The sequence below is a fragment of the Nitrosomonas oligotropha genome, from assembly GCF_900106555.1.
Classification (GTDB): Bacteria; Pseudomonadota; Gammaproteobacteria; order Burkholderiales; family Nitrosomonadaceae; genus Nitrosomonas; species Nitrosomonas oligotropha_A.
On record NZ_FNOE01000001.1, the window covers coordinates 81349 to 105236 of the forward strand.

General features: G+C 46.1%; 22 protein-coding genes. 14 read left to right on the forward strand and 8 right to left on the reverse strand.

What is annotated here, in order from left to right; genetic code table 11:
- Window positions 1–332: 332 nt before the first annotated feature.
- Window positions 333–1583 carry an NADP-dependent isocitrate dehydrogenase gene (gene icd, locus BLU57_RS00390; protein ID WP_090314868.1) on the forward strand — a complete coding sequence of 417 codons (1251 nt, stop codon included), beginning with the start codon at window positions 333–335 and terminating at the stop codon, window positions 1581–1583.
- 123 nt (window positions 1584–1706) lie between these two features.
- Here icd and BLU57_RS00395 read toward each other — a convergent pair whose 3' ends face one another.
- Window positions 1707–1910, reverse strand: a complete 204-nt coding sequence (locus BLU57_RS00395) for a cold-shock protein (RefSeq protein ID WP_013964362.1) — start codon at window positions 1908–1910, stop codon at window positions 1707–1709.
- A 290-nt stretch (window positions 1911–2200) separates the two neighbouring features.
- Between BLU57_RS00395 and clpS the strand changes: the two genes are divergently transcribed.
- The 5 genes from clpS (at window position 2201) to ribD (ending at window position 8177) form a co-directional block, all read left to right on the forward strand.
- Entirely contained in the window at window positions 2201–2509 is a 309-nt protein-coding gene (gene clpS / locus BLU57_RS00400) for an ATP-dependent Clp protease adapter ClpS (protein WP_090314870.1), read from the forward strand.
- Window position 2510: 1 nt separating this feature from the next.
- Window positions 2511–4766, forward strand: coding sequence for an ATP-dependent Clp protease ATP-binding subunit ClpA (clpA, locus tag BLU57_RS00405; RefSeq protein WP_090314872.1), 2256 nt, complete (start codon window positions 2511–2513; stop codon window positions 4764–4766).
- Between the two features lie 454 nt (window positions 4767–5220).
- The gene (gene glyA / locus BLU57_RS00410) at window positions 5221–6468 is read left to right on the forward strand and encodes a serine hydroxymethyltransferase (protein ID WP_090314874.1); all 1248 of its coding nucleotides are present in this window, start codon (window positions 5221–5223) and stop codon (window positions 6466–6468) included.
- Window positions 6469–6534: 66 nt separating this feature from the next.
- A complete protein-coding gene (gene nrdR / locus BLU57_RS00415) occupies window positions 6535–7017 on the forward strand; it encodes a transcriptional regulator NrdR (protein ID WP_090314876.1) in 483 nt (160 codons plus the stop codon).
- A gap of 68 nt (window positions 7018–7085) precedes the next feature.
- Complete coding sequence (gene ribD, locus BLU57_RS00420) at window positions 7086–8177, forward strand: bifunctional diaminohydroxyphosphoribosylaminopyrimidine deaminase/5-amino-6-(5-phosphoribosylamino)uracil reductase RibD (RefSeq protein ID WP_090314879.1); 1092 nt, start codon at window positions 7086–7088, stop codon at window positions 8175–8177.
- A gap of 9 nt (window positions 8178–8186) precedes the next feature.
- Here the strand turns inward: ribD and BLU57_RS00425 are convergent, their stop codons facing one another.
- Window positions 8187–8747, reverse strand: coding sequence for a response regulator transcription factor (locus BLU57_RS00425; protein WP_090315269.1), 561 nt, complete (start codon window positions 8745–8747; stop codon window positions 8187–8189).
- 5 nt (window positions 8748–8752) lie between these two features.
- Window positions 8753–10015, reverse strand: a complete 1263-nt coding sequence (locus BLU57_RS00430) for an ATP-binding protein (protein WP_090314881.1) — start codon at window positions 10013–10015, stop codon at window positions 8753–8755.
- A gap of 671 nt (window positions 10016–10686) precedes the next feature.
- On the opposite strand from BLU57_RS00430, the gene ispH reads away from it, so the two are divergent.
- On the forward strand, window positions 10687–11631 hold the full coding sequence (gene ispH / locus BLU57_RS00440; RefSeq protein ID WP_090314884.1) for a 4-hydroxy-3-methylbut-2-enyl diphosphate reductase: 945 nt from the start codon (window positions 10687–10689) through the stop codon (window positions 11629–11631).
- Window positions 11632–11637: 6 nt separating this feature from the next.
- On the opposite strand, the gene thiO is transcribed toward ispH, so the two are convergent.
- A complete protein-coding gene (thiO, locus tag BLU57_RS00445; RefSeq protein ID WP_090314886.1) occupies window positions 11638–12744 on the reverse strand; it encodes a glycine oxidase ThiO in 1107 nt (368 codons plus the stop codon).
- Window positions 12745–12971: 227 nt separating this feature from the next.
- Between thiO and BLU57_RS00450 the strand changes: the two genes are divergently transcribed.
- Genes BLU57_RS00450 through BLU57_RS00475 form a run of 6 tightly spaced genes read left to right on the forward strand, consistent with a single transcriptional unit; the run spans window position 12972 to window position 19427 of the window.
- The gene (locus tag BLU57_RS00450; RefSeq protein WP_256206041.1) at window positions 12972–13508 is read left to right on the forward strand and encodes a GspH/FimT family pseudopilin; all 537 of its coding nucleotides are present in this window, start codon (window positions 12972–12974) and stop codon (window positions 13506–13508) included.
- Window positions 13505–14008 (forward strand): type IV pilus modification protein PilV, encoded by a 504-nt coding sequence (gene pilV / locus BLU57_RS00455; protein ID WP_256206040.1) that lies wholly within the window; start codon window positions 13505–13507, stop codon window positions 14006–14008. Before BLU57_RS00450 ends, pilV begins: the two co-directional genes overlap by 4 nt.
- Window positions 14005–14805 carry a PilW family protein gene (locus tag BLU57_RS00460; RefSeq protein WP_090314894.1) on the forward strand — a complete coding sequence of 267 codons (801 nt, stop codon included), beginning with the start codon at window positions 14005–14007 and terminating at the stop codon, window positions 14803–14805. The genes pilV and BLU57_RS00460 overlap by 4 nt, the downstream gene beginning before the upstream one ends.
- Window positions 14802–15374 (forward strand): pilus assembly PilX family protein, encoded by a 573-nt coding sequence (locus BLU57_RS00465; protein ID WP_090314897.1) that lies wholly within the window; start codon window positions 14802–14804, stop codon window positions 15372–15374. The genes BLU57_RS00460 and BLU57_RS00465 overlap by 4 nt, the downstream gene beginning before the upstream one ends.
- A gap of 32 nt (window positions 15375–15406) precedes the next feature.
- The gene (locus BLU57_RS00470) at window positions 15407–18913 is read left to right on the forward strand and encodes a pilus assembly protein (RefSeq protein ID WP_090314899.1); all 3507 of its coding nucleotides are present in this window, start codon (window positions 15407–15409) and stop codon (window positions 18911–18913) included.
- 52 nt (window positions 18914–18965) lie between these two features.
- Window positions 18966–19427: a type IV pilin protein gene (locus BLU57_RS00475; RefSeq protein ID WP_090314901.1), complete on the forward strand. Its 462-nt coding sequence runs from the start codon at window positions 18966–18968 to the stop codon at window positions 19425–19427.
- Between the two features lie 69 nt (window positions 19428–19496).
- Here the strand turns inward: BLU57_RS00475 and phoU are convergent, their stop codons facing one another.
- From phoU to yaaA, 4 genes are all read right to left on the reverse strand, one after another.
- Complete coding sequence (gene phoU / locus BLU57_RS00480; RefSeq protein WP_090314902.1) at window positions 19497–20204, reverse strand: phosphate signaling complex protein PhoU; 708 nt, start codon at window positions 20202–20204, stop codon at window positions 19497–19499.
- Window positions 20205–20271: 67 nt separating this feature from the next.
- The gene (gene rpiA, locus BLU57_RS00485; protein WP_090314903.1) at window positions 20272–20931 is read right to left on the reverse strand and encodes a ribose-5-phosphate isomerase RpiA; all 660 of its coding nucleotides are present in this window, start codon (window positions 20929–20931) and stop codon (window positions 20272–20274) included.
- An 88-nt stretch (window positions 20932–21019) separates the two neighbouring features.
- Window positions 21020–21400: a nuclear transport factor 2 family protein gene (locus BLU57_RS00490; RefSeq protein WP_090314905.1), complete on the reverse strand. Its 381-nt coding sequence runs from the start codon at window positions 21398–21400 to the stop codon at window positions 21020–21022.
- A gap of 31 nt (window positions 21401–21431) precedes the next feature.
- Window positions 21432–22214, reverse strand: coding sequence for a peroxide stress protein YaaA (gene yaaA, locus BLU57_RS00495; RefSeq protein ID WP_090314907.1), 783 nt, complete (start codon window positions 22212–22214; stop codon window positions 21432–21434).
- 136 nt (window positions 22215–22350) lie between these two features.
- On the opposite strand from yaaA, the gene BLU57_RS00500 reads away from it, so the two are divergent.
- The gene (locus BLU57_RS00500) at window positions 22351–23817 is read left to right on the forward strand and encodes a DegQ family serine endoprotease (protein ID WP_090314908.1); all 1467 of its coding nucleotides are present in this window, start codon (window positions 22351–22353) and stop codon (window positions 23815–23817) included.
- Window positions 23818–23888: the final 71 nt, after the last annotated feature.

Here is a 23888-nt window from a genome sequence, read left to right on the forward strand (position 1 = left end):
ATCAGGCCAGAATAGATCGGGTATGAGAAGATTTAAATTCATTATAGTGAATAAATCACATGAGGTGATTTTTGTAATTTATTGATTTTGCTGAATTGAGTTTGAATACTGATTTGAATGGTCAGCATTAATAATGATTATTGCTGATATTGTCTGTCATGGAAAGGCATCCTGTTTATAACGTATAATGCACATCGAGTTTAAAGTCCATTCCAGTGTAAGAGTGAGAATTTTTCTTGCGGTACGGTTGGGATAGGACAGCCCTATAGTTTTGCATAAAAATCCCTGATAATTGGCTCATTATAAATTGTATTTGAATACTTGGAGATGCTATGTATCAGCATGTAAAGATACCCAGTGATGGAGAAAAAATTCGGATCAGTACCGATGGTTTATTGGCAGTGCCTGATAATCCAATCGTTCCTTTTATTGAAGGTGACGGGATTGGTATTGATATTACTCCAGTAATGAAAAAGGTTGTTGATGCGGCAGTTGAAAAGGCCTATGGCGGGAAACGCAAGATTTCATGGATGGAAATCTATGCAGGTGAGAAAGCTACGCAAGTATATGGATCGGATGTGTGGTTACCGGATGAAACCTTACAGGCTGCAAAAGAGTTTGTGGTATCTATTAAAGGTCCGCTTACAACTCCGGTAGGCGGGGGTATTCGTTCGATTAATGTTGCGTTGCGTCAGCAGCTCGATTTATATATCTGTTTGCGGCCCGTACGCTATTTTAGCGGTGTACCCAGTCCTGTGAAAAGTCCGGAAAAAACGGATATGGTCATTTTCCGGGAAAATTCCGAGGATATTTATGCCGGCATTGAATGGGAAGCGGAATCTGAGTCTGCTAAGAAAGTAATTGATTTCTTAGTCAAGGATATGGGGGTGACGAGTATACGTTTTCCTCAAACCTCCGGTATCGGTATTAAACCCGTCTCAAGAGAAGGTACCGAGCGTTTTGTGCGTAAAGCCATTCAGTATGCCATAGACAATCAGCGCAAATCGCTAACGCTGGTGCATAAAGGCAATATCATGAAGTTTACTGAAGGCGCATTTAAGAAATGGAGTTATGCAGTGGCAGCCAATGAATTCGGAGCAGAGTTGCTGGATGGCGGTCCATGGATGAAATTACCGCAGGAAAAGGGCGGAATTATCATTAAAGATGTGATCGCGGATGCTTTTTTGCAGCAAATCTTATTGCGCCCGGAAGAATATGATGTGGTGGCTACTTTAAATCTGAATGGTGATTATATTTCTGATGCACTGGCTGCGCAGGTTGGTGGGATTGGTATTGCACCGGGAGCTAATTTGAGTGATTCAGTTGCGATCTTTGAAGCAACGCATGGCACTGCCCCTAAATATGCCGGGAAAGATCAGGTAAATCCTGGTTCGATTATATTATCTGCGGAGATGATGCTGCGTCATATGGGTTGGGTGGAAGCGGCCGATATGATTATCAGAGCGATGGAAGCAACTATTCAGCATAAGATCGTTACGTATGACTTTGCGCGATTAATGCCGGGTGCTCAGCAGGTTTCGTGCTCTGCGTTTGGGAATGCGATGATTAAATATCTATCTTAATAAAGATAGGATTTGAAAAAAGAAGGTAAAAAAATGCCTCTTCCTATTACAGGAAGAGGCATTTTACTATCAGGCTAAAACCTTATTATTGTCAATAAGTACTAAACCAGTATTTTATAAAAGTTAAGCGGATTGGATATTAGAGGCTTGTTTTCCTTTAGGTCCTTGAGTGACATCAAAACTCACTTTCTGACCTTCTTTAAGGGTTTTAAATCCGGACATGTTGATTGCTGAGAAGTGCGCGAATAAATCTTCACTGCCATCATCTGGAGTAATAAAACCAAAACCTTTGGAATCGTTGAACCATTTTACTGTACCTGTTGCCATTTCTACTTCCTATATAAAAAACTGGGCCGGAAACCCTAATACTATTTGAATTTCAAGACCATTGACGGATAAAACCAGTACCGCTGAAAACTTGAAGTCAAACGCCATTTGCTGTTTTACGCAAATCAAGGGTTAAAGTCAAGAGGTTACGGAATATTTATGTTTGCGGATTTGGTAATTATCTTAAGAGACTTGAAAATTTTGTCGTAATCGTCAAATATGTCATTACTGGAAGGAAGTATTTTTATGCTAATTATATTTATAATTGGAGTCAGATAGGGAAAAGCGTGATGACGGAAAGCAACACAGAAGCCGTTAAACTTGCAGAGGATAAGGTAAAGCATGAACCGCCCCCGCTGTATAAGATACTATTACTGAATGATGATTTTACACCGATGGAGTTTGTGATTGAGGTATTGAAGCTATTTTTTTCTATGAATCAAGAGCAAGCGACGCGAATAATGTTAAAGGTGCATACGGAGGGAGTTGGAGTGTGTGGCATTTACCCGAGTGATATCGCAAGTACAAAAGTTAAGCAAGTGGTTGAATTTGCCAGGAAGAATCAGCATCCACTGAGATGTGTAATGGAGGAAAACTGAAATGATCGCGCCAGATTTGGAGGTCAGTTTGCACATGGCGTTTGTGGAGTCCAGGCAAAAACGCTATGAATTCATTACGGTGGAACATTTGTTGTTGGCAATGCTGGATAACGCAAGCGCCGCTGAAGTATTGAATGCTTGTTTAGTCGACATTGAAGAATTGCGGTTGGTATTGCTGGATCATATTTCACGGCATACTCCGGTCATTAAAGGTAGTGAAGAAGTTGACACGCAACCGACCTTGGGTTTTCAACGGGTAATACAACGCGCCATATTGCATGTTCAATCATCGGGAAAAAAAGAAGTGACCGGTGCTAATGTACTGGTGTCAATATTCGGTGAAAAAGATTCCCATGCGGTTTATTTCTTGCATCAAAGAGGTGTGGCACGTTTGGATGTGGTCAATTACATCTCGCATAATATCCGCAAAGTACCGCAAGAGAATGACGCTAAAACCGGGAGTGAAGGAGAGACAGAGCATGAGTCGAGTGCCGGTGGATTGCTTGAAAGTTATACAGTGAATCTCAATCACTTGGCGCTAATCAATAAAATTGATCCATTAATCGGGCGTGAAAAGGAAATCGAGCGCGTTATCCAAACGTTATGCAGGCGCCGTAAGAATAACCCTTTACTGGTCGGTGAGGCGGGTGTCGGAAAAACAGCGATTGCTGAAGGCTTGGCAAAACGTATTGTCGAAGAAGATGTACCTGATCTTCTGCTAAAGCATCAGATTTATGCACTGGATATGGGAGCATTGTTGGCCGGCACCAAATATCGCGGTGATTTTGAGCAGCGCTTAAAAACATTGCTAAAACAACTCACTGATAATCCAAGTGCAATTCTATTCATTGATGAAATTCATACACTCATTGGTGCGGGTGCTGCATCCGGTGGAGTTTTGGATGCATCGAACCTGCTGAAACCGGTTTTAAGTTCGGGGCAATTACGATGTATTGGCGCAACCACTTTTAATGAGTATCGCGGCATCTTCGAGAAAGATCATGCATTATCAAGACGTTTTCAGCAAATAGAAGTAAATGAGCCCAGTGTTGATGAGACAGTGGCTATTTTACGCGGGCTGAAATCACGCTATGAGCAGCACCACAAGGTTAAATATACTGCTGGCGCATTAGTTTCTGCAGCGGAACTATCGGAACGCTATATCAACGATAGGCATTTGCCGGACAAAGCCATCGATGTGCTCGATGAAGCGGGGGCTGCGCAACGATTATTACCTAAATCGAAGAAACGTAAAGTTATTGGCAAAAGTGAAATTGAAAGCGTGGTTGCGAAAATTGCACGAATCCCACCGCAGAATATTTCGACCAATGATCGCAATAAGCTGAGAACACTGGGGCGTGATATGAAAGCGGTTGTTTTTGGGCAGGATAATGCAATCAATGCATTAACGTCCGCGATCAAGATGGCCAGAAGCGGACTTGGTAACCCACGGAAACCGGTAGGCTCTTTTCTTTTTTCGGGGCCAACTGGGGTGGGAAAAACAGAAGTCGCTAGGCAACTGGCCTATGCATTAGGCATTCATTTGCATCGCTTTGACATGTCTGAATACATGGAACGCCATGCAGTGTCGCGCTTGATCGGCGCACCACCTGGGTATGTCGGATATGATCAAGGCGGTTTGTTGACTGAAGCGATGATTAAACACCCCTATTCGGTTCTATTATTTGATGAGATCGAAAAAGCGCATACGGATGTTTTTAATATTTTATTGCAAGTCATGGATTACGGGACGTTAACGGACAACAATGGCCGCAAAGCTGATTTTCGCAACGTCATAATCATTATGACTACCAATGCAGGCGCCGAGTCTTTGACTAAATCCTCCATCGGATTTACGCAATCGAAGTCTGCGGGTGATGAATTGGTCGATATTAAGAAGCTTTTTACACCTGAATTCCGCAATCGGCTCGATGCCATTATTTCGTTTGCGTCGCTAAATCAGGAAATTATTCTGCAGGTAACCGATAAATTCTTGATTCAGCTTGAAACTCAATTGCATGAGAAGAAAGTGGAGGCCACATTTACGGATAAATTGCGGAATCATCTTGCAAAACATGGTTTCGATCCGCTCATGGGGGCTCGTCCGATGGAACGGTTGATACAAGACACCATTCGCAGCGCGTTAGCCGACGAGTTGTTGTTCGGGCGTTTAGTCAGCGGTGGCAAAGTGACTGTTGACATCGACGGCAACGATAAGGTGGTGCTGCTATTTGAGGAAGAAGCTGCAATTATTTGAGTCTATTTGAGTTCCGTTGCAACTAAATAGAAGTGCGATATTGATATTTTACGGAGAATAAACGAAATACTGTTACGCGCTTTTATTTTTGTTCCATCCTTATTACCATCTAATTCAGATGGCGTTTGTGCAGATTTATCAGTGACGATTGGTATGTCTCGGCTGTAAGGCGAGCTAATGTTGCATATCGCAGCCAAGGTTTTGTAGGAATTGCTGAGAAAACCTGCTTGCAAGGCAAGTTTTTGAGAGTCGAAAGCAATTTCCAGGAAAAGCCAAAGAATGATCTAAAATCATAGATGCGCACTACCGGCAATTAAGGTAGATTAAACTCTGCATAAAGAATTTCCTTTCTTTTTTGTGCTGCTGCCATGAGATCAGCTATCAGCGTTTCGACAGGTAGTGGTAATATACAAATTTTCTCAGTTCCAAAAAATTTCAAAGGATTGGTATCACCATGTTTTCGCAGAAACACACAATAGAAAATGTCGACCCGGAATTATGGCAGGCGATTAAAGGGGAGATACAACGTCAAGAAGAATATATCGAGTTAATTGCTTCGGAAAATTATGCAAGTCCCGCAGTTATGCAGGCTCAAGGCTCTGTTTTAACGAATAAATATGCCGAAGGTTATCCTGCAAAACGCTATTATGGCGGCTGTATATATGCGGATCAGGTGGAGCAATTAGCGATTGATCGCTTAAAAGCGCTTTTCGGTGCTGAATATGTCAATGTGCAACCGCACTCAGGCTCTCAAGCCAATGCAGCGGTTTATCTATCCGTACTGAAGCCTGGCGATACCCTGCTGGGCATGTCGCTCGCGCATGGAGGTCATTTAACACACGGTTCCAGCGTGAGCATGAGCGGAAAGATTTTTAATTCGATTTCATATGGTTTGCATCCGGATACCGAGCTACTGGATTATGATGAGGTTGAACGGCTGGCTCATGAGCATAAACCGAAAATGATCGTTGCTGGTGCCTCTTCATACGCTCGAGTCATTGATTGGGGGCGTTTTCGCAAAATTGCTGATGCCGTAGGCGCCTACTTGTTCGTTGATATGGCGCATTATGCTGGACTGGTTGCTGCCGGTTTTTATCCTAATCCGGTTGGCATTGCGGATTTTGTGACGAGTACTACGCATAAAACCCTGCGCGGCCCGCGTGGCGGCATTATCATGGCTAAGCCGGAACATGAGAAAGCACTGAATTCCGCTATTTTTCCGCAAACTCAAGGCGGTCCTCTGATGCATGTGATTGCTGCCAAAGCAGTGGCATTTAAGGAAGCGGCGAGTAAGGAATTCAAAGATTATCAAGAACAGGTGATCGAGAATGCGCGAGTCATGGCGAAAGTGTTGACCAATCGCGGCTTGCGCATTGTGTCCGGGCAGACCGATTGTCATATGTTTTTAGTTGATCTGCGGGCGATGAATCTGACCGGGAAACAGGCGGAAGCGTCGTTGGAGCATGCGCATATCACGGTTAATAAAAACGCTATCCCTAACGATCCGCAGAAACCTTTCGTGACCAGCGGTATTCGTGTCGGTTCACCGGCGATAACCACTAGAGGTTTTAAAGAACTGGAAGCGGAACAACTGGCCAATCTGATCGCCGATGTATTGGCGGCTCCGGAGGATGCTGCGGTTTTGTCACGAGTGGCTACTGAAGCAAAAAAATTGTGCGCAAAATTTCCGGTTTATGGATAAGCCTCATCAACCTGGACGGAAGTGAATAATCGTCTGTTCAGGTTGTTATTGCAGGTTTAACTGCGTATGAAATGTCCTTTTTGTAATGCCGATGACACTAATGTCATCGATTCCAGGGTCAGCGAGGATGGTCACAAGATTCGCCGCCGCCGCCGCTGCCCTGCCTGCGATAAGCGTTTCACCACATACGAGACCGTCGAGCTCCGTTTGCCGCAAGTGGTCAAACACGATGGCAGCCGAGCGGAATTTGATCGCAACAAATTGCTGACGGGTTTTAAGCGGGCGCTGCATAAACGCCCGGTTCCTACCAGTTATGTCGACGCTGCGATTGATCGCATTGTGCAGAAGTTTTTAGCGTTGGGGGAACGCGAAGTTTCCTCGCGCAGCATTGGCGAAAGCGTGATGGAAGAGTTGTATAAACTCGATGAGGTTGCCTATATCCGCTTTGCATCGGTTTATAAAAGCTTCCAGGATGTGGATGACTTTCGTGATGCAATCAAGGAAGTACAAAAACCGCATCAGCCGTCACCAACCAAGAAAGTATCCTGAATCAATAGAATGGCTCTGGACGTTCTATTGCCAGCACAGCCCATTACTTCACAGCAATAACAGTGCCGATGTTTTCTGCCGCAGATTATGCCTTCATGTCGCATGCCTTGCGCTTAGCCGAGCGGGGGTTGTATAGCACCACGCCCAATCCGCGTGTCGGTTGTGTGGTTGTGCGCGATGGGCGGATTGCGGGCAGCGGTTGGCATGAAAAGGCGGGGCAGCCGCATGCGGAAATTAATGCTTTGACTGCTGCGGGGGCTGCGGCGCGTGGTGCGACCGCCTATGTGACGTTGGAGCCTTGCAGTCATCACGGCCGGACGGCGCCTTGTGCCGATGCCTTGATTGCAGCAGGCATCGCACGGGTCGTTATGGCGATGGAAGACCCCAATCCATTGGTATCCGGACGTGGACAGGCTTTATTGCAGCAGGCCGGAGTTATCGTGCAGATGGGATTGCTGCAAGCCGAGGCGCATGCATTGAATGCTGGTTTTGTTTCCCGCATGACGCAAAAGAAGCCTTGGGTGCGTTTAAAAACAGCCGCGAGTCTGGATGGTAAGACTGCGTTGAATAATGGTGTCAGCCAGTGGATTACCGGTGAAGCGGCGCGGCGCGATGGGCACCGGTGGCGGGCTCGTTCGTGCGCTATCATGACGGGCATTGGCACCGTCAAATCCGATGATCCGCAGTTGTCTGTCCGGCATATCAAAACAGACCGTCAGCCCAGAAAAGTAGTTGTCGATAGCCATTTGGTGATACCTTTGGAGGCTCGCCTGCTGCAAGATCGGGAAGAAACATTCATTTTTACCGCCCATGCAGAAAATCTGGAAAAAAAAGCTGTGCTGAGTCACATGAATGCACGAGTTATTGTTTTGCCGGACGCAAAAGGCGCGGTTGATCTGCTACAAATGATGACAGTGCTGGCTGAATCTGGAATTAATGAAGTGCTGGTGGAAGCCGGTAGCGGGCTCAATGGCGCTTTGGTTGAAGCCGGATTGGTGGATGAGTTAATTATTTATTTCGCTCCGCACTTAATCGGTGACGATGCGCAGGGTATGATTGCATTACCTGAACTGACCAATCTTGAACAAAAAAGAAAGCTTAAGATTCAGGATGTACGTATGATCGGTCAAGATATCCGGATAATTGCAGGGTTTCAGTAGGGTTTTCTGTTATTCACGCAGTGGCCGTTTGGCGAGCTTACGCTGCAATGTACGGCGATGCATGTTTAAAATTCTGGCGGTGACCGAGATATTGTTGTCGTTCTCAGTCAGGATGCGTTGAATGTATTCCCATTCCAACCGGCCTACGGATAAAGGATGCGCGCTGATCGGAATATTTGCCTCCCCGACCGTGCGTTCAAAAGCCGCCATGATTTCATCTGCGTCGACCGGCTTGGCGAGATAATGCGTGGCGCCGAGTTTGATCGCTTCTACCGCAGTGGCGATGCTGGCATACCCCGTCAACATGACGATTCGGGTGCCCGGATCCAGGTTTCTTAATTTCTCAACTAAGACCAAGCCCGATTCACTGGATAATTTCAGATCGACAATCGCATATTCCGGTGTGGATGTTTCAGCCAGATTCAACGCATCATCGATCGTGTGTGCGCAGGTGATGCTAAAGCCTCGTTTTGTGAGCGCTTTGGACAATACATCGCAAAAAACTTCATCGTCGTCGACGATCAGTAAACTTGGATATTCGCTATTATCCGACAATGAGGGTTCAATCATGCTATTCATCCTATTAGCGGTAAAACAACCTGTGTGCAGGCTCCCCCGCCTTCGAGATTAAACAAGCGGACACTGCCGCCAAATCGTTCAATATTGGCATTGGCGAGGAACAAGCCAATGCCAAAGCCTTGCCCCGGCGCTTTGGTGGAAAAGAAAGCTTCGCCGGCACGCTGCATTACTTCCGCAGATAAACCTTTGCCGTCATCGATAATTTCCAGTTTAAGCTCCAGGTTATTGTCCCAATGACTTTTAATTTCAATGCATTCGGACGATGCATCCGCTGCGTTGTTCAGCAGATTGAGCAGCGATTGGCTTAATAATTGATTGTCCATAATTTTGGGGGCTGGCAGGTCACCTGTACATTGATAAGTAAATTTAACCGAGGGGCGTATCAGCTTCCATTTATCCAGAATCTGATTAAGAAAGACGTCAACGGGTAATTCGCTGCCATGCTCGGCTCTCGCCTGACCTGCTTTCGCCAATAGCTGCGTTAAGGTTTGTTTGCAGTGCGCGATCTGATCGCGAAGAATATGGATGTTATTCTGGAATTCAGCGTCCTGCGTGTATTCCTGCTGTAATTCTCCCGCTACGACGGCCATGGTCGAGAGTGGCGTGCCGAGTTCATGCGCGGCGCCGGCGGCCAATGTGCCTAGTGCGATGATTTGCTCATTACGCAATGCATGCTCTCGAGCCTTGGCGAGATCCTGATCCCGTTCGCGGATGGAGGAGCTCATTTTCACGACGAACCATGCAATGATAACGGTACTTAACACAAAAGCCAGCCACATCCCCGATACATGCAACGCAAACTCAATCAGATGCTTGTTGTGGTCGTGCGGTAACGGCACGTAATTGAACAGCAATAAGGTGTAGCAGGTGATTGTAATGATCGCCATGATCCAAGTGTAACGCCACGGTAGCGTGGCGGCAGCTATCGTCATGGGTAACAAAAAGAATGAGATAAACGGATTTGTTGAGCCGCCGCTGAAATACAGCAATGTGCTGAGTGCCATAACATCGATCAGTAGTTGTAAAAAAAATTCCAGATGAGATACCGGCCAATTTCGATGCAAGCGGATCCATGTCAGCAGATTTAACAAAGCTAGCAATGTGACCACGGCGATCATTTGCGTCCAGGGAATGACGATATCGATGGTCCAATACACTAAAGCGAAGGTTAGGCACTGTGCGGCAATGGCGATGTTTCGTAGCAGAAACAAACGTTGCAAATTTTTACTGAGGGGCGATTGACTGAGATCACTGAACATTTAGGATGGTGCAGCTTTAATTGCCTGGGAAACTTATAACATTAGCTTAAATTACTCTGTATGGCTATGCGACAAATTGTCTCAGGTATAATTCGATAAAATTAAAATAGCAAATCAGCGGATGCATCATGCTGTACTGCAAACGGCATTGTGAAAGGTATGACGGTACGAACATTTGCCGGAATCGTGGTAAGCAGCGGTTTTTTCGGTTAGAATCGTGGGCTGGTTTTATGGTGGACCGGGAACTGGCGTTATCTTATTGAAATTATTTTATGATTCTAATCCTTGTTCCCAATACCCGATCTGATAGCGCGGAATATAAATAGTTGATGGCACAACTGGCCAACTTCCTGGGAATATCGACACGTATTCATACTGAAGCAGGCGTCGAACAAACGCTGACAGAAATCTACCTGATTGGTAATAAACAAAGTGTTGTCCGCTGAGGAAGTCATTAGCCTTCTTTGTGTTGATAGGATGGTCAGGATTTTCGAGGGAAATCGTGTTTTTGGGCGGCACAAAAGCACAAGGTATCGTACAGGTGCCTTATGGTTGCTGATTGATGGTCCGCAATCAAACAGCGTAAAAAATAATAGTGCCAAATTTTAATGCCTGATGTTTTTATCAAAGAATGAGTATAGGCAAGCTATCCATTGTTGGAGGATAAATAGATGATCAAAGTACTACTTTCGAACCCGAGGGGTTTTTGTGCCGGCGTTGACCGTGCGATAGAAATTGTGGAGCGCGCATTAACGATGCACGGAGCACCCATATATGTGCGTCATGAAGTCGTTCACAACCGTTTCGTGGTCGAGAACCTCGAGAAGAAAGGTGCCGTATTTGTTGAAAATCTGGATGAAGTACCGCAAGACAGCATTCTGATTTTCAGTGCGCACGGTGTATCGCACGCGGTACGGCGAGAAGCGGCGGATCGGAAACTGAAGGTATTTGACGCAACTTGCCCGCTGGTCACCAAAGTGCATGTGGAAGTAGCCAAAATGCGTAAAGAGGGTAAGGAAATTATCATGATCGGCCACCAGGGGCATCCGGAAGTTGAAGGTACGATGGGGCAGATTGACGGCGACGATAAAGGGATGTATCTGGTAGAAACCGAAGCGGATGTTGATACTTTAAAGGTTAAGGACGAAACGAATTTGGCGTATGTGACGCAGACGACACTGTCGGTCGATGATGCTGCACGCATTGTGGATGCCTTAAAAAAACGATTTCCAATGATTACCGGGCCTAAAAAAGACGATATTTGCTATGCCACGCAGAATCGCCAGGATGCTGTTAAGAAAATGGTAAATCAATGCGATCTGGTCATCGTAGTCGGTTCTCCCAATAGTTCAAATTCTAACCGGTTATGTGAAGTCGCACGGAATGCAAATGTAGAGTCGTATATGGTGGATCGTGCCGAGCAATTACAAGAAGCCTGGTTTGTCGGGAAGAAAATTATCGGTATTACGGCCGGAGCTTCTGCGCCGGAAATTTTGGTACAACAAGTGATTTCCCGGCTTAAGCAAATTGGAGCCGAACAAATTGGTGAAGATGTGACGATCGAAGAATTGAGTGGCGTGGTGGAATCGGTCGTGTTTCCATTGCCGAAGGCTTAGCAACGATTAATTAATACCCCATCCGCTTTGGTACGGCGTGGTGTCAAGCGGTTGTACTGAGCCTGTCAATTGATTTGCAAGGATTTCCGCACTGGCAGGGGCCATCGTGACACCATAGCGGAAGTGGCCGCTATTAATCAGAAGATTGCGAATGACCGGATGCCGTCCGATGATGGGAATATTCTCTAAAGAAGCCGGACGTAATCCTGACCAGTGCTGCTTGATGGGCATTTTTTCAAGTGATGGCAGAATGGTTTGAGCCCGCTCAAGCAGGGAATTGCGCGCGGCTATTGTCGTTTGCTTGTCAAATCCAACATCCTCCAAGGTGCTGCCAATGAGCAAATGACCATCGCGGCGTGGAATAAGATACAAGTCATTCTGCACGATAATGGCTGGTATAGGAGGCGCATCAAATTTAAATAATAGCATTTGCCCCTTTACCGGTTTGATATCCAATTTGAGCGCATGAGTTCCCAAGATTTCTTTACTCCAAGCACCTGCGCACATAATATAGTTATCTGCTGTAAATTCTCCACACAATGTAGCAACGGATTGTATGTGCTGATCTGTTATTTTTAGATGATTGACTGCGCAGTTTTCAATGATCTTCCCACCCAATAGTTCAACTCGGCTTTGCAACGCACGTAAAAGTCTTGGGTTACGGACTTGAGCAACATCCGGCAGGAATAAAGCGCAATTCTGAGCTTTATTCATCCGATCAGTGGTAACGGTATGGGTTGAATGAATATCACAAGCCCTGCACTGCTCTAGTTTGATTCCTCTTATGGAACACCACCGTCGTGCAATTTCTTCATCATAGGGCGGCAAAATCAACATACCGGATATTTCGTACTCCGGGTCAATTCCAGAAGTTTCACGCAATACGGAAACCCAATCCGGAAATTGCAACGCACTGTAGCTGGTAAGACTTGTAACCGCATCGGAATAGCTCCAAGGAAAAAGCGGCGACAAAATACCGCCACCTGCCCAGGATGATTCTTGACCGGCTTTGTTGCGCTCAAGAATCGTAACTTTGGCGCCTTGAACTAAAAGGCGTTCTGCCGTTGCAAGCCCTATGATTCCCGCGCCGATGACGATGACATCTTGTTTCATAATGGCTTGAGAGTTTGTTGTTGCTGAAAAGTGGAAGTCTTGGTAAGGCAAATTCTATTCCCTGCCGATAGTTGGAAAATGCTTTGCACTGAATTCATAGGCTGTGATGGATACTGGATTGTGCTCGAAAAGCTAAAGTTTGTCTAAATTATGGCCGCTAAAATCTAGCCGGTAGATAGCACTGAGTGAGTCTACAGAGATAAAAGAAAAAGTATGGAAATATGCAAATGGGAAAGATAAAGTTAGTTAACCGGTTGTATCAATATGGTTTGACTTTGACTGAACTGCTGGTCACCTTAAGTGTGGCCAGTATTCTGTTAACCGTTGCCGTACCTAACTATCGCACCTTTGTACAAAACAATCTGCAGTCGACACAGAGCAACAATTTTTATTCCACGCTGGCTTTAGCGAAAAGTGAAGCTATTCGGCGCAGTAGCCCTGTCACGGTTTGCCCTAGTACAAACGGTACCAGCTGCACTGGAGGGGTGATTTGGTCGAATGGCTGGTTGGTTTTTGCTGATACTAATAGCAATGGTGTGGTTGAAGCTGGTGATGAGATTTTGCAGGTTGGGGTGGCTTTCTCGGGCGGAAATACCTTTTCGGGAACCAAGACACGAGTTACTTTCACAGCCAATGGCTTCTCAATGGCATCCAACGATACTTTTACATTGTGTGACAATCGGGGGGCAGCTTACTCCAAAGCTATTATCCTAAATAATCAAGGACGTTTCCGTACTGAGACTGGCACTGGAACATGTGGATGAATAGAAAATCCTTAATGCAACGACAAATTCAAGCTAACGGTTTTAGTTTGATAGAAGTACTCATTACGATTCTGATTGTGTCTTTTGGTTTATTGAGTATGGCAGCGCTGGTTGTATCAGGTGCGCGAGGTAACAATGTCGCATACTACCGTTCGATAGCCAGTAAACAAACAGAGGATATCGCCGATCGTATGCGTGCCAACATAGCCGGTGTAACTGCCGGTGCATATGATGCGCTCACAGCAACTATTCCAAGCAGTCTGGATTGCGTCACAAATACTTGTAGTTCAACACAAATGGCAACTTATGATCACGCTCAATGGAATACGGCAAATGCAAGGTTGCTTCCAGGTGGAGCTGGAACTGTGAATGGAAGTTTAACCGCAGGGTATACAGTTATCTTGATGTGGACAGAGAAAGAAATGAACGACGACGTAGATCGTAATTGTCCCGGGGGTGTGGTCAATACTCGATGTTTCGTTACGAGGTTTGCTCCATGATAATTATTTCAACAATCCAGCAAAATAATTTCAAAATTGAGCGGTGGAATAAAGCGCCGAATTTTCAGCGTGGCTTTACTCTGGTTGAGCTGATGATCGGGATGACAATAGGCTTGGTGTTACTACTCGTTATCGGCAGTGTTTTTGTCAGTAGCCGTCAAGTATTTCGCGAACAGGAAGATAATGCTCGAGTGCAAGAGAGTGGGCGCTTTGCATTGGAAATTATTGGTCGCAGTATCAAACAAGCTGGGCATGTGGAAATGCCATTTTCTGGATTCAAAGTTGAATTCACGGGTACCGCCATTAGCGGCACCAATGGCGGTACTGGTGTGGCTGATACTCTGACTGTTCAATATGAAGGCACAACCGGAGATAGTGATTGCGAGGGAACAGGAGTTACTGTAGCGGGCAGGATTATTCAGAATCATTTTAATATTGATGCTGCCAATGCTGAATTACAGTGTGATGGTCAGATTTCCGATACTCCAACGGTGCCAGGAGCGGCGCCGTTGGGTCAAGTACTGCTAAGTGATGTAGAAGATTTGCAAGTTCTATATGGAGTGGATACCAATGGCGATCAATCCGTTGACCGGTATGTGGAGTCACCTCTGGATTGGGAACAAGTGGTTACTGCTCGCGTGTGTGTTTTGGTTCGTTCTGAAAAAACAAATGTAGTGTCTGCGGGAAATTACCTGAATTGCAGTGGAACATCAATCGCAATTCCAGCTGACAGACGGCTGAGAAGAGCTTTTACAGCAACCTTTAATTTACGAAATCGTATTAATGGTACGCCATGAATATAAATTCATATCTTCATCAGCGGCAGAGTGGGGCAGTATTTGTGACGGGCTTAATTTTTCTGCTGGTTTTGTCTCTGCTGGGCATAACAGCCGCAAAGATGGCAACGATAGAAGAACGAATGTCTGCCAATATACGAGATCGTATGCTCGCAACGCAAGCGGCTGAAATGGCTCTGCGTTATGCCGAACACCACATTCGTGATAATGATCCATCTACGAACTCACCTAAATCAATAGAAGGGATGAGTGAATTTGATACGAACTGCACTGATGGATTTTGTTATTACGGCTCTGGTGTGGATGCTCCGGCTGTGTCGTCATGGACTACGTATTGCACTCCTGCTTGCCCCATCAGCTACGTTACGGGCAATATCTTTAGAGTTGACGGTGTTGCATATACAGCACCTAATTTGCCTGCTGGGGTGCCAGCGCCGACTTATTTGATTGAAGGAATTCAGAAGACCCCGCCAGGTAATTTTCTAAGATATTACTACCGCATTACGGTTCGAGCTCAAGGAGCCAAGCAAGGCACTGTAGTGTGGTTACAAGAGGTTTTTAGGCCATAGATTTACGAAAAATTGTTAGGAATATCAAGATCATGAAGAGAATATTTGTTGCAGTGAAAAGTGTGATTGGCTTCTTATTGGCTATCTTGACGGGTAGTGTCCTGGCGCTACCCCCCCTTTCAAATACCCCTCTTTTTCTAGGTGGCAACATTTCTCCCAATGTCATGTTCACACTTGATGATTCCGGGTCTATGCATTTCGAAATCATGCCGGAAGATTTGATTCTACAAGATGTGCGTTATATGTTTCCTCGTGCGTCAGGTGTTTATGGTGCAGCAGATTACAACAATTATGTTGTCGATTTTGATCCGGCAAACCGATACGCTGCATCGTTACGATCCAGCTATGTCAATAAAATTTATTATGACCCGGCGGTGAGATATTTGCCTTGGAGTAACGCCGACGGATCACTGATGAGTAATGCCGATCCTACCTGTGCTTACCATAATCCCTACAATACTGCGGCAGGCTGCCGCAATCTTACAGTTAGCAATACACAGACTGCAAGCTGGCTTAAAGATAACGGTACCAGATCGTCCAGTTCGTCAAAATCTTTCTATCCTGCTATATATTTTAAATACAACTCAGGTAGCATCAATGCCGCAAGTAGTTACACGGAAGTTAAGATCATTTCGACGACTGCTACTTATACCGGTGGATCAAACCGCGCGGATTGTGTTGCCGTTCCTACTTGTACGTATGCTGAGGAAATTCAGAACTTCGCTAATTGGTATACATACTATCGTTCTCGTATTTTATTGGCCCGTGCAGGGGTAGGCAGGGCATTCGCGGCGCAAGGAAATACCATGCGTGTGGGATTTGCGGCGATCAATAAGTCTTCTACAACCATTGATGGTGTGGCAACTACGGTTGTAAAGAGTGGTGTAAGGCAATTTACTGGAACTGACAGAACAAGCTTTTTTACCAATCTTTATGATCATGATATTCCTGCGGCGGGCACACCTTTGCGGGAAGCTGTGCTGGCAGTGGGTGAATATTTCAAGAGAACCGACGATAAAGGTCCATGGGGGCAGACACCGGGTTCGACCGGAGGTACACAGCATGTATGCCGGCAGAATTATAATATTTTGATGACGGATGGCTACTGGACTGAGGGTTCCATATCGGGTTTGGATAATTCCGACAATTTATCTGGTTCTACCATCACGAATCACTCTTCACCGGCAACTCCAGCAACTTATACATATGTTCCGGTGCTTCCTTATTCGGATGCTTATAGCAACACACTTGCGGATGCAGCGATGCAATACTGGAAAAATGATTTGCGTACGGATTTATCGAATAAGGTTCCTGTCAATCCGCATGATCCCGCATTTTGGCAGCATTTGGTGACTTTCACTGTCGGTTTGGGGGTAACAGGTACACTAAGCGCATTACCTTCCGGAGCGCAAACTTGGCCTGATCCGACAACGGGTGATGCGGTAAAAATAGATGATTTGTGGCATGCGGCTGTAAATGGAAGGGGGGAATTCTTTAGTGCTGCTGATCCTGCAGCATTCACCAATGCATTAACCAGCGCACTTAAAACGATTGTGGCACGGACCGGCTCAGCATCAGCAGTGGCAGCCAATTCCAGTTCATTGACGACGAATGGGCGTGTCTATCAGGCAAAATTCAATAGTGGCGATTGGAGTGGGCAATTATTGTCAATTCCAATTAGTTCTGCTGGCGTATTGGGTACTTCTGAATGGAATGCAGGGGATGTATCGCTTGCATCAAGAACGATTGCTCCAACTTCTCGAGTTATTATTACAAAGGGCAGCAGTGATGGGGTTTCATTTGAGTATAGTAATCTCACTACTGCACAAAAAACTGCACTCAACAAAAATGCTTCCGGTACTACCGATAATTGCGGCCCCGAGAGAGTGTCATTTTTGCGAGGAGATTCGGCACGTGAGAGCGCAAGTGGGACATTCACATGCGCTAGCTCTACATCTGTCAATAATTTTCGGGTTCGCCCTACCAGTAAGCTGGGTGATATTGTCAACTCCGGTCCGCTCTATGTAGGAAAACCCATCGCGGGTTATTCCGATGTGGACCATCCCGGTTATGCTGCATTCAGAAATACCTATAAGGATCGTACCCCAATGATATACGTTGGCGCCAATGACGGGATGCTGCACGGATTTAATGCTTGCATTGCTGGGGTTACGGCGGGATGTGCGACTGGCGATTCGGGTAAAGAGCTGTTAGTTTATGTTCCAAGTACCGTTTATGACAATCTAAGTCGACTGACAGACAAGGATTATACTGCTAATCACCGCTATTTCGTGGATGGATCTCCAATGACGGGGGATGTTTATTCGAGCGCAACTTCAAGCTGGAGAAGTATACTCGTTGGTGGGCTGAATGGCGGTGGTCAAGGCTACTATGCCTTGGATATTACTAATCCAGCGGATGCATCGAAAGCAGCGCCAACTTTTACTGCTGCGAATGCTGCAAATTTACTGTTGTGGGAGTTTACCAATGCTGATGATAGCGATATGGGGTATAGCCACAATCTGCCGCAAGTTAACTCATTCACCGGTCAAGCGACGCAAATTGTCAAGATGGAGAACAATCAATGGGCTGTGATTATTGGTAATGGTTATAACAGCGCAGGCGGTAAGGCGGTTCTTTATATCCTATTTATTTCTGGGGGTGAAGATGGTGCCTGGACAGTTGGCACGGATTACATTAAGTTGATCGCCGATGCAGGTACTGGAAATGGTCTTTCCACACCAACACCATTTGATACCAATGGTAATGGCAAGGCCGATGTGATATACGCGGGTGATATCAAAGGAAATTTGTGGAAATTTGATGTGAGCTCTGCTACACCTTCGAGCTGGAATGTGGCTATTAGTCGAACACCTTTATTTGTGGCCGGTACGTCCAAACCTATTATTTCTCCACCTTCTGTAAGTTTCCACCCGAAAGGTGGTCAGCTTGTTTTATTTGGGACGGGGAAGTACTTGGAAACTGCTGATACCACAAATACAAGTGCGCAGACTATCTATGGGGTATGGGATAATAATACGGCAGCAACGGTAACGTCGGGTGCGCTTGTTCAACAAGTGAAAACAGATGGAACAGTTAGAATCGCGACACAAAATGCGGTGTCCTACTCAACCACAATTAAGGGCTGGTATGTGAATCTGCCCGTTAGTGGTGAAAGACTTACAGGTGTGCCTAGTTTGGAAGATGGGATTTTTGTATTCACGAGTATCGTGCCATCCGCATCACCTTGTGATTTCGGAGGTAGAGGATTCGTAAATGCAGTCGATTTCTTGACTGGAGGGATGCTTTCTTCGCCTGCGTTTGATACCAATAGAAATAGAGTTCTTGCGCTTGACGATGGTTTGTCTGCAGGCATAGAAATTGGGTTTTCTGTAGGTGGTGTCACACGTATCAGAGGTCATGCGGATGATGATAGGCTGGTGTATTCAAAAGCTGATGGTACGCTAGATCAGACAACAACAGCAAAAGGTGCTGCCGGATTACGCGGCCGAGTTACGTGGCGAGAGTTAATGCATTGATATTAAATCAATGAACATGATAAAAGTTAGATTCTAGGAGATTAAAGAGATTATGGATTCAACACCCCGTTTATTTAGAGTGATGGGTTTTACTTTGATTGAGCTTATGATTACAGTCGCAATTCTAGGTATTCTTGCTTCAATTGCTGTGCCGTCTTATCAAAACTATGTGAGGCAATCTAACCGAGCTGTTGCAAAATCACTGCTTTATGAAAACGCTCAATTCATGGAGCGATTTTATTCCCAGAATAATCAGTATGATGCAACAGTCGGGGCGGATGGTATAGCCAATGCTGGCGGAGATGATGTGGCTGTTACTTTACCTATTACGCAATCGCCGAGAACTGGCACGCCGCAGTATAATATTTCGCTTCAAGCAGTGGCAAATAATACTTTCATGCTTCAAGCAGTTCCGGTAGGCTCTATGGCAGGCGATGTATGTGGCACACTTACTTTGAGTAATACCGGAGCTCAAGGTGCAGGCGGGGCTGTTGCAGATTGTTGGAATCGATAATTCACATTCCGCTAACCTAGTTAGAGAAAACCATTATAAATAGTCTGTTAAAGAAAATGAGGCGGCAGCTTATTCCCTGATTTCCTGTTCAATCTGGTCAGCCGTCACATGACGGACATCTTTACCTTTGACCATATAAACAACGTATTCAGACATATTTTTTGCATGATCGCCAATGCGCTCGATGGCTTTTGCGACAAATACTATCTCCAGGCAAGTTGAAATTTTCCTGGGATCTTCCATCATAAAAGTAATCAGTTGACGCAAGATGGAGCGGAATTCTTCATCGACGAATTCATCCTGCCGCACAATTTGCGCAGCGGCATTCAAATCCAAGCGGGCGAAAGAATCAAGCGCTTTGTGCAGCATATCCATGGCAATACTGGCAACATGCTTAACTTCATTAAAACGCGGAATGTGCATACGATCCGTTGAATAAATCAATTTTGCCATCCGGGCAATTTTTGCAGCCTCGTCGCCGATGCGCTCCAAATCCGTAATTGTCTTGATTACCATCATGATCATGCGCAAATCGCTTGCAGTCGGTTGTCTGCGCGCAATAATCTGATTGCAGATCTCATCAATCGAAACTTCCATTGCGTTGACACGGTGATCACGGGTAATCACCAGATCAATCAGCTCTTCGTTGCCACTGGTCAGCGCATCGATCGCATTTTCGATTTGTTCTTCAACAAAGCCCCCCATTTGCAAAACGCGCGTGCGCACTTCTTCAAGGTCAGCGTCGAACTGCTTGGAAATATGTTCTTTAGTTGCCATGGTCTGCCTTTTGAAGATTTGAAGTATGTGATGCTTTACGGTCTTAATTATCCACGCTTAATACTAATCAGACAGTAATGGTGCGTACACCTTTATCTGTTCCCAATAATAACGTATCTGCCGGACGCCGGGCAAAAAGGCCGTTGGTTACGACACCGGTAATCTGATTGAGCGTTGCTTCCAATTCCACCGGATTCATAATTTGCAAACCATGCACATCCAGGATGACATTACCATTATCTGTGACGAAACCTTGACGTAAGGCCGGGTGTCCGCCCAGGTGCACAATCTCACGCGCCACATAGCTGCGTGCCATCGGTATGACTTCAACGGGCAGCGGGAAGTTGCCAAGAATATTCACTAATTTGCTTTGATCGGTAATACAGATGAATTTCCGGGCTACCGCCGCGACAATTTTCTCCCGTGTCAACGCACCGCCGCCGCCTTTGATCATATGTAAATGTTCGGTGATCTCATCCGCGCCATCGACATACACGGGAAGATCGATGACATTATTCAGATCCAGTACTTCGATGCCATGCCCTTTGAGGCGTTGTGCCGTTACATCTGAACTGGCAACAGCACCTTCGATTTTATTTTTAATTTTGGCTAATTCATCAATAAAGTAATTAGCAGTGGAGCCTGTGCCTACCCCAACAATACAACCCACAGGAATATGCTGAATTGCAGCTGCTGCAACCGCTCGTTTTTGTTCGTCTTGTGTCATTTATGGCCCTATCCAGACAAAAATTGATATAGCCCGTCAGGATAGCGTTATCTGCGAATTTAGACAATGCTTCTAACGATCCGTGTTATTAATCAAGCTCGGGAAAATCGCCGGGTTTGTAGACGGCAATATGCCTGATCAATCCCTCTGGTGTGAAGTATATGCGTTCCAATCCTTGCCGTTTTACCTGCTCTCCGGAAGAAGCATCCATACCGGTCATTGTAAACGCGAATTCCACACCACTATTTTCAATGCCGCGATATCCGGTAACTTCCCAATGGGCATCAGGAAAGCGATCAAAGAAGCTGACCATCATGGCATGAATGGCCGAGCTGCCTTTGTATTCACCGAAGTAAGCAGAATAATAAGTGGCATCGGCAGCAAATAGGCGCTCGATCTGCGTCAGGTCGTGATTGTTGGATAAAGTGACGTAGTTTCTTGCCAGTTCGATGGATTGCACGGTGTGCATTGATTCTACTCACATAAATACTTGCTGAAAGTCATGCTGTTTGTGATTCTGCGCGGGTAAAGATCCATTCATCTTTGCGACTATCTTCTTGACTGAAGCGGTAACCTGCCACATCGAAGTGTTTAATGGCTTCGGGGTTTGTGAGTTTGTTCTGGATAATGTAGCGGCTCATCATACCGCGAGCTTTCTTGGCGAAGAAGCTGATAATTTTGTAAACACCATTTTTCTGATCCTTGAAAACCGGAGTGATAATCCGTGCGTTGAGTTTGCCGGGCTGGACGGATTGGAAATATTCATTGGAAGCGAGATTGATGAGGATGTCATCTTTTTGTTTGGCCAGATCCTGGTTGAGCGCTTGGGTGATTTTATCGTCCCAGAATTCGTACAAATTATTGCCGCGCGGATTCTTGAACTGAGTGCCCATTTCTAGCCGGTAAGGCTGCATCAGGTCCAGCGGACGCAACACGCCGTACAGTCCCGACAAAATACGCAAATGATCTTGCGCGAACGCCAGTTCGTTTCCGGTCATCGTGTCGGCATCCAGGCCGGTATAGACATCGCCTTTGAACGCGAGGATCGCTTGCTTGGCGTTTCTCAGCGTAAACGGGCGATTCCAAGCGAAGTAACGGTTGGAGTTGAGTGTGGCCAATTTAGAGCTGATCGACATCATCGCACCGATTTGGCTGGGCTCCAGTTTTCTCAGTTCATTGATCAGCATCGCCGAATCGTCGAGAAAATCCGGTTGTGTATGCGCTTGCGTCAAGGGGGGTGTTTCAAAATCCAGTGTTTTCGCCGGTGAAATAACAATAATCATGTGTTTTCATCCTGAAATAAAAAATACTATCAGATTTAATCACGGCACGAAGGTTACTTGTAATTTGTATCCTCAGCCCCAAACTATTGCTGGTCTAATCTATCAAATATTTTTTTGCTGATCGGAGGAGCAAATCATGCTTGGATATCGTAATTTTATTTTGCTGTTGACGCTGGCGCTGCTGATGCCGGTTGATTTATTGGCGCAGCAGGGCAATGGCGTGGAAAGTCTGCGCCAAACCAGCAAGGCATTTGCGGAAGTCGCGCGCAAGGTTTCGCCGTCGGTGGTGTTGATCCAGGTTGAACGGGAAACCGAAGTGGCGCAAATATCGCCGTTTGGCGACGGGCAGCAATGGCCGTTCGGCGATGATCTGTTTAAGCGTTTTTTTGGTGACCGCTTCCCGGATATGCCGCGTTTCAATGCGCCGGGAGGCAAGCAACAGGGAAGACAGCGTGCTGTGGTCGGACAAGGCTCCGGCTTCGTTTTTGCCGCCAATAATAACAAAACCTACATTCTGACCAACAATCATGTAATCGAAGGGAATGACAAAATCAGCGTCAAGTTTCTCGATGGCCGTGAGTTTGAAGCAAAAATCAAAGGCACCGATCCTAAGTCGGACATCGCCGTGATCGAAATCGAAGCAAGCGGCCTGCCCGTTGTGCAAATCGGTGATTATTCCCAGCTGGAAGTGGGTGAATGGGTAGTTGCCATCGGCAATCCCTTCGGGTTGAGCCATACGCTGACGGTCGGTGTGGTGAGCGCGAAAGGTAGGACTTCGTTGGGTATTAACGATTATGAAGATTTCATTCAAACCGATGCTGCGATTAATCCCGGTAATTCCGGCGGACCGCTGGTCAATCTCGACGGTGAAGTGATTGGCATGAATACCGCTATTTTTAGCCGCAGCGGCGGCTACATGGGCATCGGTTTCGCCATTCCGATCAACCTGGCCGGGCGTATCGCCAATCAATTGATCGAGAAAGGTGAAGTGGAACGCGGCTATCTCGGCATTATGATCCAGCCGCTGACGGCCGACCTGGCCAGATCCTTCGATTTGAAGAACGACAAGGGCATTTTGATTGCGCAAGTGACAAAGAATTCGCCCGCCGACAAGGCAGGACTCAAAGCCGGCGATGTGATCGTGAACTATCAGGGGCGACCGATGAGCGATACCGGTGACTTCCGCAATCAAGTTGCATTGGCGCAACCGGGCAGTAAAGTGGAATTCGATATCATTCGCGACGGCAAGCAACGCAACATTTCGGTCAAAGTCGACAAACTCAGCGATCACAAGCAGGCCGCGCAAGAATCATCGCAAGCCAGCGAGAAATTGGGCATCGTGGTACAAACGATTACCGCCGATCTGGCGAAACAACTGGGTATCAAAGCCGGAAAAGGCGTGATCGTGACTGAAGTGGCGCCGGGATCGGTCGCTACGATGGCGGGTATCGGCCGCGGTAGCGTAATCCTCGAAGTCAATCGTAAAGCCGTCAATACCGCTGCCGAGTTCGATCAGGCGATAAAAAACAGCGCTAATAATAAAGTGCTGTTATTGGTGCGCGATGATGAGGTGTCGCGCTATGTGGTGCTGAGCTGGCGTTGATCAGTAAGTTACCGCAAGTTCTTTGGCCGTAGCATACATGCACCGGCCAAAGAATGACTACAAATTTCTCT

Coding starts and splice junctions, on each gene's coding strand:
- icd (WP_090314868.1), top strand. CDS start 333: ATGTATCAGCATGTAAAGATACCCAGTGATGGAGAAAAAATTCGGATC.
- BLU57_RS00395 (WP_013964362.1), bottom strand. CDS start 1,910: ATGGCAACAGGTACAGTAAAATGGTTCAACGATTCCAAAGGTTTTGGT.
- clpS (WP_090314870.1), top strand. CDS start 2,201: ATGACGGAAAGCAACACAGAAGCCGTTAAACTTGCAGAGGATAAGGTA.
- clpA (WP_090314872.1), top strand. CDS start 2,511: ATGATCGCGCCAGATTTGGAGGTCAGTTTGCACATGGCGTTTGTGGAG.
- glyA (WP_090314874.1), top strand. CDS start 5,221: ATGTTTTCGCAGAAACACACAATAGAAAATGTCGACCCGGAATTATGG.
- nrdR (WP_090314876.1), top strand. CDS start 6,535: ATGAAATGTCCTTTTTGTAATGCCGATGACACTAATGTCATCGATTCC.
- ribD (WP_090314879.1), top strand. CDS start 7,086: ATGTTTTCTGCCGCAGATTATGCCTTCATGTCGCATGCCTTGCGCTTA.
- BLU57_RS00425 (WP_090315269.1), bottom strand. CDS start 8,747: ATGATTGAACCCTCATTGTCGGATAATAGCGAATATCCAAGTTTACTG.
- BLU57_RS00430 (WP_090314881.1), bottom strand. CDS start 10,015: ATGTTCAGTGATCTCAGTCAATCGCCCCTCAGTAAAAATTTGCAACGT.
- ispH (WP_090314884.1), top strand. CDS start 10,687: ATGATCAAAGTACTACTTTCGAACCCGAGGGGTTTTTGTGCCGGCGTT.
- thiO (WP_090314886.1), bottom strand. CDS start 12,744: ATGAAACAAGATGTCATCGTCATCGGCGCGGGAATCATAGGGCTTGCA.
- BLU57_RS00450 (WP_256206041.1), top strand. CDS start 12,972: ATGGGAAAGATAAAGTTAGTTAACCGGTTGTATCAATATGGTTTGACT.
- pilV (WP_256206040.1), top strand. CDS start 13,505: ATGAATAGAAAATCCTTAATGCAACGACAAATTCAAGCTAACGGTTTT.
- BLU57_RS00460 (WP_090314894.1), top strand. CDS start 14,005: ATGATAATTATTTCAACAATCCAGCAAAATAATTTCAAAATTGAGCGG.
- BLU57_RS00465 (WP_090314897.1), top strand. CDS start 14,802: ATGAATATAAATTCATATCTTCATCAGCGGCAGAGTGGGGCAGTATTT.
- BLU57_RS00470 (WP_090314899.1), top strand. CDS start 15,407: ATGAAGAGAATATTTGTTGCAGTGAAAAGTGTGATTGGCTTCTTATTG.
- BLU57_RS00475 (WP_090314901.1), top strand. CDS start 18,966: ATGGATTCAACACCCCGTTTATTTAGAGTGATGGGTTTTACTTTGATT.
- phoU (WP_090314902.1), bottom strand. CDS start 20,204: ATGGCAACTAAAGAACATATTTCCAAGCAGTTCGACGCTGACCTTGAA.
- rpiA (WP_090314903.1), bottom strand. CDS start 20,931: ATGACACAAGACGAACAAAAACGAGCGGTTGCAGCAGCTGCAATTCAG.
- BLU57_RS00490 (WP_090314905.1), bottom strand. CDS start 21,400: ATGCACACCGTGCAATCCATCGAACTGGCAAGAAACTACGTCACTTTA.
- yaaA (WP_090314907.1), bottom strand. CDS start 22,214: ATGATTATTGTTATTTCACCGGCGAAAACACTGGATTTTGAAACACCC.
- BLU57_RS00500 (WP_090314908.1), top strand. CDS start 22,351: ATGCTTGGATATCGTAATTTTATTTTGCTGTTGACGCTGGCGCTGCTG.